The organism is Dictyobacter kobayashii (genome assembly GCF_003967555.1).
Classification (GTDB): Bacteria; Chloroflexota; Ktedonobacteria; order Ktedonobacterales; family Ktedonobacteraceae; genus Dictyobacter; species Dictyobacter kobayashii.
In genome coordinates this window covers 406,320-421,287 of record NZ_BIFS01000001.1, presented here as the reverse complement: position 1 = coordinate 421,287, position 14,968 = coordinate 406,320, and the positions used below count along the sequence as shown (strand labels likewise).

The 14,968-nt window shown below is 49.8% G+C and carries 13 protein-coding genes; 7 read left to right on the top strand and 6 right to left on the bottom strand.

Annotated features, from left to right (window positions below):
* Nucleotides 1–166 precede the first annotated feature (166 nt).
* Together EL645_RS01790 and EL645_RS01785 are read left to right on the top strand one after the other, a co-directional pair.
* On the top strand, nt 167–1,039 hold the full coding sequence (locus EL645_RS01790; RefSeq protein ID WP_126548455.1) for a MerR family transcriptional regulator: 873 nt from the start codon (nt 167–169) through the stop codon (nt 1,037–1,039).
* A gap of 197 nt (nt 1,040–1,236) precedes the next feature.
* Nucleotides 1,237–1,755 carry a carbonic anhydrase gene (locus EL645_RS01785; RefSeq protein WP_218031665.1) on the top strand — a complete coding sequence of 173 codons (519 nt, stop codon included), beginning with the start codon at nt 1,237–1,239 and terminating at the stop codon, nt 1,753–1,755.
* Between the two features lie 399 nt (nt 1,756–2,154).
* Here the strand turns inward: EL645_RS01785 and EL645_RS01780 are convergent, their stop codons facing one another.
* Together EL645_RS01780 and EL645_RS40330 are read right to left on the bottom strand one after the other, a co-directional pair.
* Nucleotides 2,155–2,805 (bottom strand): YIP1 family protein, encoded by a 651-nt coding sequence (locus EL645_RS01780; protein WP_176599836.1) that lies wholly within the window; start codon nt 2,803–2,805, stop codon nt 2,155–2,157.
* A complete protein-coding gene (locus tag EL645_RS40330; RefSeq protein WP_176599835.1) occupies nt 2,757–3,098 on the bottom strand; it encodes a hypothetical protein in 342 nt (113 codons plus the stop codon). The genes EL645_RS01780 and EL645_RS40330 overlap by 49 nt, the downstream gene beginning before the upstream one ends.
* Nucleotides 3,099–3,770: 672 nt before the next feature.
* On the opposite strand from EL645_RS40330, the gene pyrB reads away from it, so the two are divergent.
* From pyrB to pyrF, 5 genes are all read left to right on the top strand, one after another.
* Nucleotides 3,771–4,763, top strand: a complete 993-nt coding sequence (pyrB, locus tag EL645_RS01770; RefSeq protein ID WP_126548454.1) for an aspartate carbamoyltransferase — start codon at nt 3,771–3,773, stop codon at nt 4,761–4,763.
* Between the two features lie 113 nt (nt 4,764–4,876).
* Nucleotides 4,877–6,022, top strand: a complete 1,146-nt coding sequence (gene carA, locus EL645_RS01765) for a glutamine-hydrolyzing carbamoyl-phosphate synthase small subunit (RefSeq protein ID WP_126548453.1) — start codon at nt 4,877–4,879, stop codon at nt 6,020–6,022.
* Nucleotides 6,015–9,218 (top strand): carbamoyl-phosphate synthase (glutamine-hydrolyzing) large subunit, encoded by a 3,204-nt coding sequence (carB, locus tag EL645_RS01760; protein WP_126548452.1) that lies wholly within the window; start codon nt 6,015–6,017, stop codon nt 9,216–9,218. The genes carA and carB overlap by 8 nt, the downstream gene beginning before the upstream one ends.
* Nucleotides 9,219–9,231: 13 nt before the next feature.
* The gene (locus EL645_RS01755) at nt 9,232–9,891 is read left to right on the top strand and encodes a phosphoribosyltransferase family protein (RefSeq protein ID WP_126548451.1); all 660 of its coding nucleotides are present in this window, start codon (nt 9,232–9,234) and stop codon (nt 9,889–9,891) included.
* Between the two features lie 79 nt (nt 9,892–9,970).
* Complete coding sequence (gene pyrF, locus EL645_RS01750; RefSeq protein WP_126548450.1) at nt 9,971–10,819, top strand: orotidine-5'-phosphate decarboxylase; 849 nt, start codon at nt 9,971–9,973, stop codon at nt 10,817–10,819.
* Nucleotides 10,820–10,973: 154 nt separating this feature from the next.
* Here pyrF and EL645_RS01745 read toward each other — a convergent pair whose 3' ends face one another.
* The 4 genes from EL645_RS01745 to EL645_RS01735 all read right to left on the bottom strand — a co-directional run bounded on the left by EL645_RS01745 (nt 10,974) and on the right by EL645_RS01735 (nt 14,890).
* Nucleotides 10,974–11,753, bottom strand: coding sequence for an alpha/beta hydrolase (locus tag EL645_RS01745; protein WP_126548449.1), 780 nt, complete (start codon nt 11,751–11,753; stop codon nt 10,974–10,976).
* Between the two features lie 139 nt (nt 11,754–11,892).
* Nucleotides 11,893–12,048: a hypothetical protein gene (locus tag EL645_RS38990; protein ID WP_161977030.1), complete on the bottom strand. Its 156-nt coding sequence runs from the start codon at nt 12,046–12,048 to the stop codon at nt 11,893–11,895.
* Nucleotides 12,045–13,493: a penicillin-binding transpeptidase domain-containing protein gene (locus EL645_RS01740; protein WP_126548448.1), complete on the bottom strand. Its 1,449-nt coding sequence runs from the start codon at nt 13,491–13,493 to the stop codon at nt 12,045–12,047. Before EL645_RS01740 ends, EL645_RS38990 begins: the two co-directional genes overlap by 4 nt.
* Before the next feature lie 593 nt (nt 13,494–14,086).
* Entirely contained in the window at nt 14,087–14,890 is an 804-nt protein-coding gene (locus EL645_RS01735) for an LLM class F420-dependent oxidoreductase (protein ID WP_246035247.1), read from the bottom strand.
* Between the last annotated feature and the right edge of the window lie 78 nt (nt 14,891–14,968).

Below are 14,968 nucleotides of genomic sequence, written 5' to 3'. Positions count from 1 at the left end.
TTTTTGTGCCTAAAAACAGCTTTTTAACTGGACTATAGGGCATAAAATAGCCCGTAACAGCATCCTGTAATACTCGGGAACGATGGTGCCCGCTTGACATTGCCGTAGCGTCAAACGGTACACTGCTTACAGAGAGCACAAAAGAGCTAGATAAGGAGCGACATATATGTTTCGCATCGGCGAATTTTCCAAAATAGCCCAGGTTTCAGGCCGTCTGCTGCGTTATTACGATGAGATCGGCCTGCTCAGCCCTGAGGCCACCGATCCGGAATCGGGCTATCGTTTCTATAGCGCGCAGCAACTGCCCCGGCTCAATCACATCCTGGTCTTGAAAGAACTGGGCTTATCGCTGGAACAGATCGCCCGGCTGGTGGATCAAAATACCTCCATCGACGAGATGCGAGGGATGCTGGCCTTGCGCAAGGCCCAGATCGAGCAAACGGTTCAGGAAGAAATGACGCGGCTGCGCGTGGTAGAGTCACGATTGCAACAGATCGACACGTATGGGCAGATCCAGGAGCCAGACGTGGTCCTGAAAGCCGTTCCGGCACAGCAATTTCTTGCGCTGCGCGAAGTGCTGTCTGGTCTGGGCGTGAGACGCCGTCTCGTTCGCAAAATCGCAACGGTAGTGCCGGCGAAGGTGGGACATGGTAGCCTCGGTAATATCGCCATTGTGACCCATTCTCCGATATTTGATCCCGAAGCGCTTGACCTGGAAGTTGGCTATCTCCTCACCGGGAAAGCACCGCAGTCGGTCAGGCTCTCCGAGGAGCGCGTGCTGACCCAGCACACATTGCCCGCTATTGAGACGCTGGCTACGCTGGCGCACGCCGGACGGATCAGTGAGGTCCATCGCAGTTATGGCGCGCTGGGCACCTGGATTGAGCAACATGGCTGGCAGATCAACGGTTTGGGGCGAGAGCTCCTCATGCAACTCCCCAAATCGGAGGAAGAGGAAGAAGTCGTAATTGAGATTCAAATGCCAGTAATCAAGCTAGATCCGTCTGCCCGCTCCAAAAGAGAATTATCCGATAATTGATGTGTTTGAATGTGAGGGTTGACTTTGACGTTACGTCAAATATTATACTGCTTCTATCAACTAATTAAAGCAGCTTAAATGGATAAGCAGGTTTAAACGCGATACATTCAGAACATCTTCAGTCTGGCGCCCAGAGCATGCCCAGAAAGCTGCATAGCGTGGATATTATCCACGAATTCTCTCTTAGGAGGAGCAATATGACTACTTTTGACACCCTGATGAAACGTAATAAGGACTTCGCTGATCAGGAAACTGCGGCGGATTTACTGATGCCGTCCCTCGCGAAAGCGCTGCCGAACGTGAAAGCATTGATCATCGGTTGCGCCGATATGCGCGTTGACCCGGCCCATGTGCTGGGTATCAAGCCTGGAGAGGCCGTGGTGATACGCAACATCGGCGGTCGCATCACGCCGGGGACGCTGGAGCAGTTGGGCCTGCTCGGCAGAATTGGCCAGGTTGCAGAAGCGATTCCCGGCGGTGGGAACGAATTTCACCTTATCGTTCTTCAGCACACCGATTGTGGGATGACATGTCTTGCTGGGGATCCTGACATGCTGGCTGAATACTTTGAAATCAGCAGAGAGGCACTTAAGGCCAAAGCAGTCACCGACCCGCGGGCAGCGGTTGCCGTCGATGTGGCCGTGCTCAAGGCGACTCCCGACCTCCCGCTGAGTGGATTGTCTCCGGGCTGGTTTATGACGTGTCGACGGGCCTGATCGACGTCGTCGTGCCACCTGCCCCACTCCGTTAGACCTGAGGAATTGAGAGAGAGCTCTCCAGGTACATCAGCGCCTGGAGAGCTCTCTCTCGTTCCATGTTCCATGGAGAGTCTTTTCTGTGGAGAGGGGTGAGCCAGTTCAGGAAGGTATCTGCCGCTATCGTGCTCTACCAGATCTTGCGGGAGAATCATCCGCAACCCGAAGAGTCAGCGGTCGCCGACTCTGCCGTTGGCAACGAATAAGATAGTCAGCTAACGAAGACCATACATACTTTTTATTGCACTGTCTTGCCGGGAAGATATAAGGATGGCACGCTGGTCATAGAACATTGTTCCTTGTTCTATGACCAGCGTGCCAGTTGTGTTTGACGGACGCTTTATGAGTGGCGAAGAGTTCCTATGGGGTCGAGCGTATACCATTGCTGATGGCAGCGATAAGCACGAAGAATCCTACACAGGCCAGAATGATAGCTATGATGGGTAGGATCAATACGGCCAGAGTGGCGCGCCCACCGCTCAGGCGATGGACCGCCATCGTCATATAGACTTGTAGGATGATACGATAGATAAAAATTGCCAGGACGGCCAGCGAGCCAACGAAGGGAATCAGGGAAACAAGTGTACTGAGAATACTGAGTGGAACCTCAAAGAGCAAGTAGCTATAGGTATATTGCAGGAATGTGCCCTGTCCACCGAAGGCTTTAGCGATCAGGAACAGGATACCTGTTCCAATGAAGAAGCCTACAATTACAAAGACAAGGGTGCCAATAGCTATAGGGATCGGCAGGGCAGTAAAGACGGTTTTGATCTGTTCCAGCGAAGAAGGCGAGATGCTACTGCTGCTGTTATTAAGGCTATTTAAGGTCAAAGGCAATGTGATCGCTGTAACCAGACCACTGAGCAGAGCTGAAATGACACCCAGGACTAGCAACTGCACCCAGACAATATTCCAGGCAGCTTTGCCTTTTTCCAGTGCAAAGGTCGCAGCACCGGGTTTGGTTAATACTCTGAGGTACTGGCCTGGCAATTGGCGAATAGCGTCACCCAATGGCAATGGCTGCTGAGGTGGCTGCTCTGCATAGCCGCCTGCTCCATTTGGCGTATAACCACCTTGAGGAGGCGGATAGCCCCCGGGATAGTCACCTTGAGGAGGAGGATAGCTCCCAGGATAGCCACCCTGTGGAGGAGGATAGCTCCCAGGATAGCCACCCTGTGGAGGAGGATAGCCTCCAGGATATCCCCAGGATTCTCACCTTGAGGAGGAGGATAACCGCCGGGATTCCCACCCTGTGGAGGCGGGTTATAACCAGGATCGTTGCCTTGATTTGGATCGTAAGACATTGTAAACCTTTCCCTCTTCTAGTTAGTATAGAATGCAATAATTGCTAAAAAATCTGTCTTTAATCATTTTAATATGAAAATAAAAATAATTCAATCTATTATATGAGATAATATTACGAACTATAAATGATAGTGAGAAAAAGCGCGTATTTATGTCGAATAATAGGGTAGTTGTGTTCCTTTCTATGGTGTTGCGTCACTTTGGGATGTTTGTTCTGATAATCCTTTGGTCAGATACATATTGATATTTAGCAGCGGGGTTGTAGTGGTTTTGGCCAGAAAATATCTCACAATCTTGTTATAATTTGGCCTTGACATAGATGAATTTTATAAGGTATACTCTTAGCAATTTGAATTGGTTCCCAAAACTAGTAAAAATAAAGGACACGGCATCCACATGGGCAAAAACAGGTTATGGCACATCGATAACGTATCACAAAAGATATGTCGATCGATTCATTTCCATGATGGGCCGGGTGTTTCCTTTCTAAGAGAAACTATTTTTTCCTCATCCCTTTTATTCCAGGGGTGAGGAATTTTTTTTTGCAAGCGCAAAGTGTACGGTATCAGGGGTTTACTCTCCACTTAGTCAAGTAGCTAACAATTGCTGATTGTGGAGAAAGAAAAGGATGACCTGTCAAGCTGTCGTCGTGACTGATAAAGGGAGGTTATATGTATCAAATTACATCTCGTCTGCAGCCAGATTTTGAGATGATTTGTGGAAATTTTAAGGGAAAAGATATTGTATCTTTAGATCAATTCGCAGTTGCAGATCTCGATAAATTATTTACTGTCACGCGCCAGATGAAGCGGATTGCCGAGAATAATGAGCCATCGCGCCTATTAGAGGGTTTGTTAGTTGGCCTGCTCTTCTTTGAACCTTCGAGCCGAACTTTTAGCTCTTTTGCTGCCGCAGTCAAGCGCTTGGGTGGACAGACCATCGAGATGCAGAATCCAGAGGCCTTCTCTTCGGTCAGTAAAGGTGAGACCTTTGAGGATACTATTCAGGTGATGGAGGCCTATACCAACGCTATTGTCTTGCGGCATCGCTTCTCGGGCGCTGCGGAGCAGGCGGCCAGGGCAGCCAATTTTGTGCCAGTGATCAATGCTGGTGATGGTAATAATGAGCATCCTACCCAGACCTTGCTGGACATGTACACACTCCACGAGCGCTTTGGACGCCTGGATAATCTGACCGGTCTGCTGGCTGGAGACGCCCTCAATAGTCGTACCATCCACTCGCTGCTACGCGGACTCTCACTGTACGAGAATAACACTATGTATGTGTTGTCGCCGCGGCAACTGCAATTGTCGCGTGATGATTTTGTCAGCTTGCAGGATCGTGGCATTCGCCTGATTGAAATACACCGTGAACAGGATATCCCACACGACTGCGATTTCTGGTACTGGACCCGTGTGCAGAAAGAACGCTTTGCCTCTGCCGAAGAATATCGTCGAGCGCAAAGTGAGATCGTAGTCGCATCGCCGGCGCTACTAGAAACGTATGCAAAAAAAGACATGATTCTGATGGATCCTCTGCCTCGTGTTGAATCGGTTGACCCTGCGGTAGATGCAGATGAGAGAGCCGTTTATCTACGCTCACAGATCAGAAATGGTGTCTATACCCGTATGGCCTTGCTGGCTCTAGTTCTGGGCAGAATATAAATTAAAAAATAGAGTAACTTAATTGATGTGTAGGCCGCTCCAGGCGCGCATAGTTTCGCGAATATATGGAGCGGACTTTTCTGAAAAGATATAGATATCTGAGGGGATTATATATGCACAACACAAACTTTTCTGGCAATCTGCTGGAATCTCCACAGCTTGAAGGGAGTGTGGCTGCCAATGAGCCGCTGTTCGCTGAGCCACCCGTTTATGGGGCACTGCTGCTGGAAGATGGTACACGTTTTGAAGGTCTCTCGTTTGGTTATCGAGGAGCATCAGCTGGCGAGGTAGTGTTCTGTACCGGTATGGTTGGTTATCCAGAGGCCCTTACCGACGCCTCGTTCGCCGGCCAGATCCTGACCATGACCTTCCCATTGATGGGCAATTATGGTGTGCCAGATGAAGCATTATGGGAAGATGATAAAATTCATGTGTCTGGCTTAATTGTCTCAAATTACGTTGATACCCCTTCCCATCCTCAGAGTAAAATGAGCCTGGGTGAATGGTTGCAGCGCGAAGGCGTTCCGGCTCTGGAAATCAAAGATACGCGTCTGCTGACCCAACATATCCGTACGCATGGGGCGATGCTGGGCAAGATCGTGTTTGACGAGGATATCCCTTTTCACGACCCCAATACTGAGAACCTGGTCGCACGTGTCTCAGGTACCGAGGTGCAGCAGGATGGCGAGGGTGATACCACCATTGTGTTGATCGACTGTGGTGCCAAGCGTAATATTCTGCGCAGCTTGCTTTCTAAACATGTGCGTGTCATTACTGTGCCGTGGGACTATGAGCTGTTCGCGCCAGATTGCGACTTCGACTTTGATGGTATCTTGATCTCTAACGGACCCGGCAATCCGAAGATGGCCGATAAAGCGATTGCTACGGTGCGCACGGCCATGGAACATGGTATACCGACCATGGGCATCTGCCTGGGACACCAGATCCTGTCCCTGGCGGCCGGTGGTGATACTTATAAATTAAAATTTGGCCATCGCAGCCAGAATCAGCCTGCGCTCTTGCAAGGAAGCAAGCGTTGCTATATCACAACGCAGAATCATGGGTTTGCGGTTGGCACATTGCCCCAGGGCTTTGAGTCCTGGTTTATCAATGCCAATGATGGCAGTAACGAGGGTATCAGACATCGTAGTTTGCCCTTCTTTTCTGTACAATTTCACCCCGAGGCCGCTCCTGGCCCCGAGGATACCGATTGGATTTTTGACTACTTCCTGGAGAGGGTAAGAGGCGAACATGAGTAAACCAGGTAAGGTGCTGGTACTTGGAGCGGGTGCGCTTAAAATTGGACAATCCGGCGAATTTGATTATTCGGGATCCCAGGCACTTAAGGCATTAAAAGAAGAGGGGATTGCCACTGTACTGGTTAATCCTAATATCGCGACCATTCAGACATCAAAGACTATGGCGGACGAGGTCTATTTCCTGCCGGTCACCCCTTTCTTTGTCGAGAAGATTATCGAGAAAGAGCGACCGGATGGTATTCTGCTCGCCTTCGGTGGACAGACGGCCTTGAACTGCGGTATTGAACTGCATCGCAAGGGTATATTAGAGAAATATGGTGTGACCATCCTGGGCACCCCGATCTCTGCCATCATCCTGACCGAGGATCGGCAGAAGTTCGCCGAGCACCTGGGCCGCATCAATATCCCAACGCCCCAGAGCCGGACCGCTGAGACCCTGGAGACCGCGCTACAGATTGCTGAGGAGATTGGTTTCCCCGTGATGGTGCGTGCTGGCTTCGCGCTGGGCGGACAGGGATCGGGTATCGCCAAAAGCCGTGCCGAATTGGAGCATATCGTCAACGGAGCGCTGGCTTTTGCGCCACAGGTACTGATCGAGCAATATCTACACCATTTTAAAGAAGTTGAATATGAAGTGGTGCGCGACTCTTTCGACAACTGTATTACTGTCTGTAACATGGAGAACATGGACCCGCTGGGCATCCACACCGGTGAATCGGTGGTGATCGCGCCAAGCCAGACCCTGACCAACTCCGAATATCATATGTTGCGCTCGGCCTCAGTAGCCATTGTACGCAGCCTGGGTATTGTTGGCGAATGTAACGTGCAATATGCGCTTAATCCTGAGACATCACAGTATTCGGTGATCGAGGTAAATGCGCGTCTCTCGCGTAGCTCTGCGCTGGCCAGTAAAGCTACTGGATACCCACTGGCCTATGTGGCGGCTAAACTGGCTCTGGGCTATTCTCTGACCGATCTGACCAACCAGGTCACGGGCGTCACCCGGGCCTGCTTCGAGCCCAGTCTGGACTATGTGGTCGTTAAGATCCCGCGCTGGGACCTCGACAAGTTCAAGGGCGTAGACGAGACCATCGGCACCGGCATGAAGTCGGTGGGTGAAGTGATGGGGATCGGGCGCACCTTTGAAGAGGCGTACCAGAAGGCTATCCGCATGCTGGACCTGGATTTTGAGGGCGCCACCTCTGAAAAAGTTTTTAACAGCGGCGATAGCACTGACGCGGTTATCAACAAATATCTCTATACGCCTACCCCTAAGCGTATGTTTGTCCTGCCCCTGGCCATGCGCAACGGTTATAGCCTTGAAACTATTCATGAGGTAACAGGTATTGATCTCTGGTTCCTGCAGCGCATCAAACATATCGTCAACCTGGAAGATGGACTGCATAGCGATCATGACCTGTCAGAGGCTCGTTTGCGCACCTTGAAACAGGCTGGCATCTCCGATAAGCGTATTGGTGAGCTTGTGGGCAAGACCGGACTGGAAATCCGCGCTATCCGCAAACAGGCCGATGTGACCCCCTGTGTCTTCCAGATCGACACTCTGGGCGCTGAATTCCCATCCGAGACCAACTATCTCTATACCACCTATAATGGTCAGCATCATGATGTTGCCCCGACCGGCGAGAACGGCGTCGTTGTGCTTGGCTCCGGTCCATATCGCATCGGCTCTTCGGTCGAATTTGACTGGACTTCGGTCAGCACGGTGCAGGCGCTACACAAATACCAGAAGCGCTCAATTGTGATTAACTGCAATCCTGAAACGGTCTCGACGGACTACGATACCTCGGATCGTCTCTACTTTGATGAACTGACCTTTGAGCGTATCGCCGATATCTGTGAATTTGAAGCGGCCGAGGGCGTGATCGTCTCTGTCGGTGGGCAGACCCCCAATAACCGGGCACGTGCCTTACAGAAATACGGTTTCCGCTTGCTGGGAACAGATGCCAGTAACATTGACCGCGCTGAAGACCGCAACAAATTCTCAGCCCTGCTCGACTCACTGGATATCCATCAACCCGAGTGGAACAGCTTCACCGATCTGGCTGAACTGACCACCTTCGCCGAGCGCGTTGGCTTCCCGGTCCTGGTGCGCCCCTCCTATGTCCTTTCCGGTAGCGCCATGAACATCTGTTATAACCAGCAGGAACTGGAACAGTATGTCAAAGAGGCCGCCGCCGTCTCTCCTGAGCATCCTGTCACGGTTTCCAAGTTCATGCGCAAAGTGAAAGAGATCGAGCTGGACGCTGTGGCCCAGAATGGCGAGGTCAAGGTCTTTGTGATCTCCGAGCACATTGAAAACGCCGGTGTCCATTCTGGTGATGCCACTATTGTACTGCCGCCCCAGACGCTGAACGACGAAACCAAGTCAAGGATTGAGCAGGTTGGCCGTGCGGTAGCCAAAGCCCTGAAGATCACAGGACCCTTCAATATGCAGTTCCTGGCTAAGGATAACCAGGTGTATGTGATTGAGGTTAATCTACGTGCCTCGCGTACCTTCCCATTTATCTCGAAAGTGACCGGCGTCAACTTTATCGAGCTGTTTGTCGATGCCCTATTCCAGGAGAACATCCCGGTGGTCGAGCTACCCAGGCTCAATTTTATCGCGGTCAAAGCCCCGCAATTCTCCTTCTCGCGTCTGACCGGTGCCGACCCAGTCTTGCGCGTAGAAATGGCCTCGACCGGTGAGGTTGCCTGCTTCGGTGATGATATAGAGGAAGCCTATCTCAAGGCCATTATCGCCACAGGTGGTAATATTCCTAAGAAAGGTATTTTTATTAGTCTTGGCGGTGACGAAAAGAAGGCCAAGTTCCTGGAGAGCGCCAAATTGCTGAGCACTCTGGGTGTGCCAATGTACGCTACCGAAAAGACCAGTGCCTTCTTACGCGAGCACGATGTGGATACGACCATGCTCTACAAAATTCATGAAGAGAAAGCACCCAACGTCCTGACCTACTTTGCCGATAATAAGATCGACCTGGCCATCAATATTGTAGAAGGACATATTAATAAAGAAGTGGATGATGACTACGCCATGCGTCGCTATGCCGTTGATCATAACATCCAACTCTTTACCAAAATCAAGCAGGCGCGCCTCTTTACCAAAGCCATCGTTGAGAAAGACCTGGCTACTATTCCCATCAAAGCGTGGGACGAATATCAGGGAAAAGAACTCTAGAAGGAAATCTCGTATGAATGATCTTAATGATCCCAAACTTGTGCAGATGTTTGCCGATGTTGGTGCCATCGTTCGTGACAGCCATTTTGTGTATAGCTCTGGACGCCATAGTTCAGTCTATGTCAACAAAGATGCTCTTTACCTGCATACGGGAGTAATTTCAGAGCTATGCAAGCATATGGCCCAGCCTTACAATGCTGATCAAGTGGATGTAGTGGTTGGACCCGTCATTGGCGGTGTGGTGCTCTCACAGTGGGTTGCTCATTATCTCAATGAGCGACGCACATCGGGTGAGACCCTGGCTGTCTTTGCGGAAAAGGGGAGCGATAGCCTCGATAAGCAGTTTTCCTTCAATCGTGGCTATGACCGCTTTATAACCGACAAGAACATCCTGGTGGTTGAGGATGTTTTAACTACTGGTGGCTCTGTACGCCAGGTGGTTGACCTGGTGCGCCATCATGGTGGTAATGTAGTAGGTATCAGTGCCCTCTGCAATCGCGGAGGTGTGCAGCCCAAGGATGTTGGTGACGTGGCTATTCATGCTCTGGTATCCTTCTCGCTGCAGACCTATAACGAGGATGAATGTCCTTTCTGCCAGCAAGATGTGCCTATTAATACCGAGCTAGGCAAAGGCCGGGCCTTCCTGGCCCGTCAGAAAGCTCAAGGAAAGTAGCCCTCGGTTCAGTGTAGATGCCACATTTCAGGTGTGTATCCACACTGAACCGATTTTTATGATGTGTAAGAGGACTGTTATGATACAAGAGTCAACGACATTTCTGTCCCGGCTAGAACAGCGCTGGCAGCAGGGTCATTTTGTCTGTGTGGGCCTGGACCCTGAGTATGAACGTTTACCTGCCGTAGCCAGAGAGGGCCGCACTCTTGAAGATGCGTTAATCTTCTTTGCGTGCGAGTTGATTGATGCTACCGCAGACCTGGTCTGTGCTTATAAGCCAAATAGTGCTTTCTATGAGGCCTATGGTGATGTTGGTCTGCGTGCCCTGGCAAAGATTATTTCCTATTGCAAAACAACCTATCCAGAGATTCCAATCATCCTGGATGCCAAGCGGGCCGACATCGGTAATACCAACCTGGGCTACGTTAAGTCTTCTTTTGATCTATTGCAGGCCGATGCCATCACCGTGCATCCCTATCTGGGTAAAGAAGCCCTGGACCCATTTCTGAAACGCCAGGATAAGGGCATCATCGTATTGGCCAAAACCTCAAATCCCGGTTCAGGTGAATTCCAGGATCTCCTGGTTGGTGAGCAAAAAGAGCCACTGTATCAGGTGGTAGCACGCAATGTTGCCCGCTATTGGAATAACAACGGCAATTGTGCTCTGGTTGTTGGCGCTACCTATCCCGCTGAGCTCAAACGTGTACGCGAGATTGTCGGCGATCTACCCTTGCTCATACCTGGTATTGGCGCTCAGGGTGGCGATGTTGCCGCTACTGTCAAAGCTGGCCAGGACAGTCGTGGTTGGGGTATGATCATCAACTCCTCACGTGCAATTATCTATGCGTCTGGTTCCGCTGACTTTGCCCAGGCTGCTCGTAACGCTACCTCCAGCTTACGCACAGAAATTAACCAGCACCGCAACTGATATCTTATGCAATTTCGGTAGCAACTAATAAAAAGTTAAAACAAAACGAACAAGCATTCACGCAGGACGCTTGTTCGTTTTGTTTTAACTTTTTATGTAAGCGCTTTTTTGTTGCTAATAGGGTTGCTGTTGTTGATCATGCTTGATCTGTGAATCAGCTCAATGGCGCGTAGTGTGTGATGAAGGTAAGGATACGTTGGTAGAGGTCTGCACTATGGTCGCTGCCAAAGAGAGCCACGCCGTGCAAATTGCTGTCAGTATAGATGTGAAGCTCTTTAGGGGCGCTGGCGACGTCATACATATGTTTAGTATCGTTCGTATAGTCGTCAAACTCACTGTTGATGAACAGTTTGGGCGCTTTAATGGCTTTTACATCCTCATCAGTGACGTTGGTGGGAAACATTTCAGGGGCTGAGAGAGTGACGACGGCCGCTACGTCAGTGCTGGCCGCCACCTTTAATGATGCAGTACCACCCATACTAGATCCAAGCAGGACAATTTTTGTCGCTCCCTGCTTTTTGGCAAAAGTAATGGCCGCTTTCAAATCAGTATCCAGTATTGTGAGATTCGAGGTACCTGCGGAATCCCCATTGCCGCGAAAATCATAGGCCAGTACATGATAGCCAAGGGCAGCCAGGCGTTGTGGCATACCACTATCCTTCCAGATTTCTTTAGTAGTTCTTAGTTCATGTGAACAGATAACAAAGATTTTGCCACTGCCATACATGGAGCCTGCCAGATTGACATCATCCGAGGTTTTAAAATGTACCAGGGTTGAAGTTATGGCTGGGATGGTGGTAGTAGGCGTTACTCCTGGTGTTGGTGAAGGAGCAAGGGTAGGCGTTGCCGCAGGTGTGGCTGTTTCCTGTGACGTACAGGCTGCCAGTAATATGAGAAGAAGGCTGAAAAGGAGCAGGCGGCTAGATTTAAGCATGTCACATCCTTTATGGTGCTTTATATAGTCACATATTTATGCATCATGTCGCTATATACGCTTATCAATGCTTCTTTATCACGGCCAATCAAGTAAAAATTTTAACGCTCATCGTTATCTATCATGAATAACGTGTACTTCATTGTTTCCAGAGATGATGGGCGGGGCAATAAATATCTGATTCAGGATTATTAGGAGATTGGACCTTGACCAGCTGCTGGCTAAAGATGTCGTTGTAGATATTGGCGATTATGGGCCCAATGGCGTCGATAGCTTCACCGCCATTTTCTTTCATCGCCACGACCGTAATGGCTGGTTGCCGGGTTGGATCACTGGAATAGTAGGGGGCCTGGGTGAGCATCCAGCTATGGGGGGTTGACCGGTGCCCAGTTCCGCTGTTCCTGTTTTACCCATGATGCCCCAGGGCGAGGTACGAATGGGGACCGATGGATAGCCCCCATTGCAACGAGTGACGGCAAACATTGACTGCCGAACCTCGTTGGCCGTTTGATTATTAACAACTTGATTGAGTTGTTGCGCTGCTGTGATTTGTATTGGTTGCTTGTTTGGATCGATTATCCTGGCCACCACATATGGTTTCATCAAAATACCATCGTTGGCCACCGTATTATCGACCAGCGACATTTGCAGCGGCGTAACATAATCCACTCCCTGCCCAAATGCATCCTCAGCTAGCTGCCAGGTAGAGAGATCCTGGCCATTCTGATTAAGTACCGAGCTCTGGGCGACGGGCAGATCAAAGGGAATATCCTGGTTAAAGTACAGGCGTTTGGTATAATCCAACCATCTCTGTGGCCCCATTTTTACACCGATTTGCGCAAAGACAACATTATCAGAGTTGGAATAGGCATACTCAGTCGTGATAGGAAAGCCTGGCGTAAAGAAGGGGTAGCCTAGATTTTTATCTGGACCAATACGGCTTCCATCATAAACGATTGGTCCCAATGATTGTTGTTTATTCCACTGCGAATCCAGGGTATAAGTATCGCTATCAAGAGCGCCCAACAGCGTAACAGTCTTAAAGATAGAGCCAGGAATATAGCGAGCCTGCAATGGGCGGTCGATTAGCGCATTCTCTTTGTTCACCTGGTTGAAATAATCTTCCCAATGTTTGCCGCCTGCCGACAGGGTCTGGACCATTTTATTGGCGTCATAGGAAGGCCGGCTCAACATTGCCAGCACCTCTCCGGTGTGTGGATTTGAGACCACGATAGCTCCTCGGTCGGAGGCATAGACCAGTTTATTATCCGGGGGATTAGGCGTATCGAAGTCTTGATTGATAACACGCTGAATACGCACATCGATGGTCAGGTAGATATCATTGCCAACTGGAGCCACGTGCAATGTATGGCCGATGAGATGATCCATAGCATTGGAGCCGGCCTCTCCAGAGAGTATATCATTATACTCGGCTTCAATACCATGAGGAGGAAAGCCAGCGACATAGTAGCCGATCAGGTTTGAGAGCGATGGTTCGGTATAGTGGCGTATATAGCCGCATGGGGCATTGGCATCCTTGATTGACTCTGCCAGTAGGACCCCATTGCGATCAAAAATTTTTCCGCGCAGGGGACAATTTTCTCCGATAAATGCACGCTCATTGTGTGGGGTGGCGCGTACATTATCAGCATTGACTACCTGCCAGTAGACGAGGCTCCCTGTTACTACTAGAAAGGCTAGAATGAATGTATTCATTAATTTTCTTATGCTTTTTGTCATAGCTTTATTGAAATCCTTTTCGGTATATACCTGACAATTATATAGACGTGGATATTATTTAATTATCTCAATGTATTTGGGGTAAAAGTTGGTGCTTTGGATGTTTTTTGTGAGGGATCACATTCCTATTTGTGGGGGAGCGTATTACACGCTTGCGTGCGTGCGCATACGCGCCCGCACCGTTTTAATATGGTTGCAGAAAAGGTGCAGTGCACCTTTTCTGCAACCATATTAAAAGTGAATTTATAGCTTTTAAGTCCGAAGAAGAGGTGAATTTATAGCTTTTTAAGTCTGGAAGAAGAGGTGAATTTATAGCTTTTTAAGTCTGGAAGAAGAGATGAATTTATAGCTTTTAAGTCCGGAAGAGAGGTGAATTTATAGCTTTTAAGTCCGAAGAAGCGATATTTAGATTTTTGCTGTTTGGTAAAAAAGGAAGGAATTATTTTGTTGCTTACTAAAAATTATTTTGTATAATGCAAATAGAGTTAATAATGTTTTGCCGAACCTGCGTTCACGCAGGTTCGGCAAAACATTATTAAAAAAGATGCGGGCGCGCATGCGCACGCACGCAAGGGGATGAAACCCAGGCAGCTTTAGCTATGAGAAGCCTTTAAAGGCTCAACAACTTCCTGGACCAGGCGATGGACAATCCCTTCGGGATAGGGGGGACGAATATTGAGGACGATGTGATTGACACCAGCTTCAATATAGCCCCTGGTGATGTCGCGGGTCTCTTGCAGGTTGTCAGGATTGATTACAATCTGGATTGAGCGGGCAATCTCAGCAGGGTTACGCCCAATGGCGGCACAATGCTCATCGAGGACCGCATTTTTGTGCTTGAAATCTTCGACGGAGCCGCCAGCCATATTCCAGACGCTGGCATATTTAGCCACGGTGCGCAAGGTGAGTTTTTCGCCGCCACCACCAATCACAAAGGGTGGATAGGGCTGTTGGACTGGTTTGGGCTCGCAGTACGCATCCTTGATCTGATAGTAGCGGCCCTCGAAACTTGCCTGCTTCTCGGTCCACAGGCGCTTGATGACCTCGCAGGCCTCATCCAGGCGGCGCAGACGCTCACCGGTTGTGTAAAAAGGAATGCCATAAGCCGAATGCTCATGTTCATTCCACGCTGCTCCAATACCAAAATCAAGGCGACCCTTGGAGATCACATCAACGGTAGCCGCGATATTTGCCAGCACCGCGGGATGGCGATAAGTGTTGCCCGTCACCATCAGGCCAAGACGAATGCGTTTAGTGACCGCCGCAAAGGCAGACAGGACCGACCAGCCTTCCAGGCAAGGACCACTCATATCTGGAGTCAGGGGATAAAAGTGGTCAAAGAGCCAGGCATGTTCTAGCAGTGGCTCCTCATCAGCGGCCAGCCAGATTGCCAGCATATCTTCATACGTCGTCCATTGGGGGCGGTCTTTACGCCAAAACTCAGGTGAGTCATAGAAACGCTACTCTCCTTCGTA

Bases quoted from the DNA above. Each gene is read 5' to 3' on its own strand.
- EL645_RS01755 (WP_126548451.1), top strand. From the start codon at position 9,232: ATGAATGATCTTAATGATCCCAAACTTGTGCAGATGTTTGCCGATGTT.
- EL645_RS01785 (WP_218031665.1), top strand. From the start codon at position 1,237: ATGACTACTTTTGACACCCTGATGAAACGTAATAAGGACTTCGCTGAT.
- EL645_RS40330 (WP_176599835.1), bottom strand. From the start codon at position 3,098: ATGTCTTACGATCCAAATCAAGGCAACGATCCTGGTTATAACCCGCCT.
- EL645_RS01745 (WP_126548449.1), bottom strand. From the start codon at position 11,753: ATGCTTAAATCTAGCCGCCTGCTCCTTTTCAGCCTTCTTCTCATATTA.
- carA (WP_126548453.1), top strand. From the start codon at position 4,877: ATGCACAACACAAACTTTTCTGGCAATCTGCTGGAATCTCCACAGCTT.
- carB (WP_126548452.1), top strand. From the start codon at position 6,015: ATGAGTAAACCAGGTAAGGTGCTGGTACTTGGAGCGGGTGCGCTTAAA.
- EL645_RS01735 (WP_246035247.1), bottom strand. From the start codon at position 14,890: ATGCTGGCAATCTGGCTGGCCGCTGATGAGGAGCCACTGCTAGAACAT.
- pyrF (WP_126548450.1), top strand. From the start codon at position 9,971: ATGATACAAGAGTCAACGACATTTCTGTCCCGGCTAGAACAGCGCTGG.
- EL645_RS01740 (WP_126548448.1), bottom strand. From the start codon at position 13,493: ATGACAAAAAGCATAAGAAAATTAATGAATACATTCATTCTAGCCTTT.
- pyrB (WP_126548454.1), top strand. From the start codon at position 3,771: ATGTATCAAATTACATCTCGTCTGCAGCCAGATTTTGAGATGATTTGT.
- EL645_RS38990 (WP_161977030.1), bottom strand. From the start codon at position 12,048: ATGAAAGAAAATGGCGGTGAAGCTATCGACGCCATTGGGCCCATAATC.
- EL645_RS01790 (WP_126548455.1), top strand. From the start codon at position 167: ATGTTTCGCATCGGCGAATTTTCCAAAATAGCCCAGGTTTCAGGCCGT.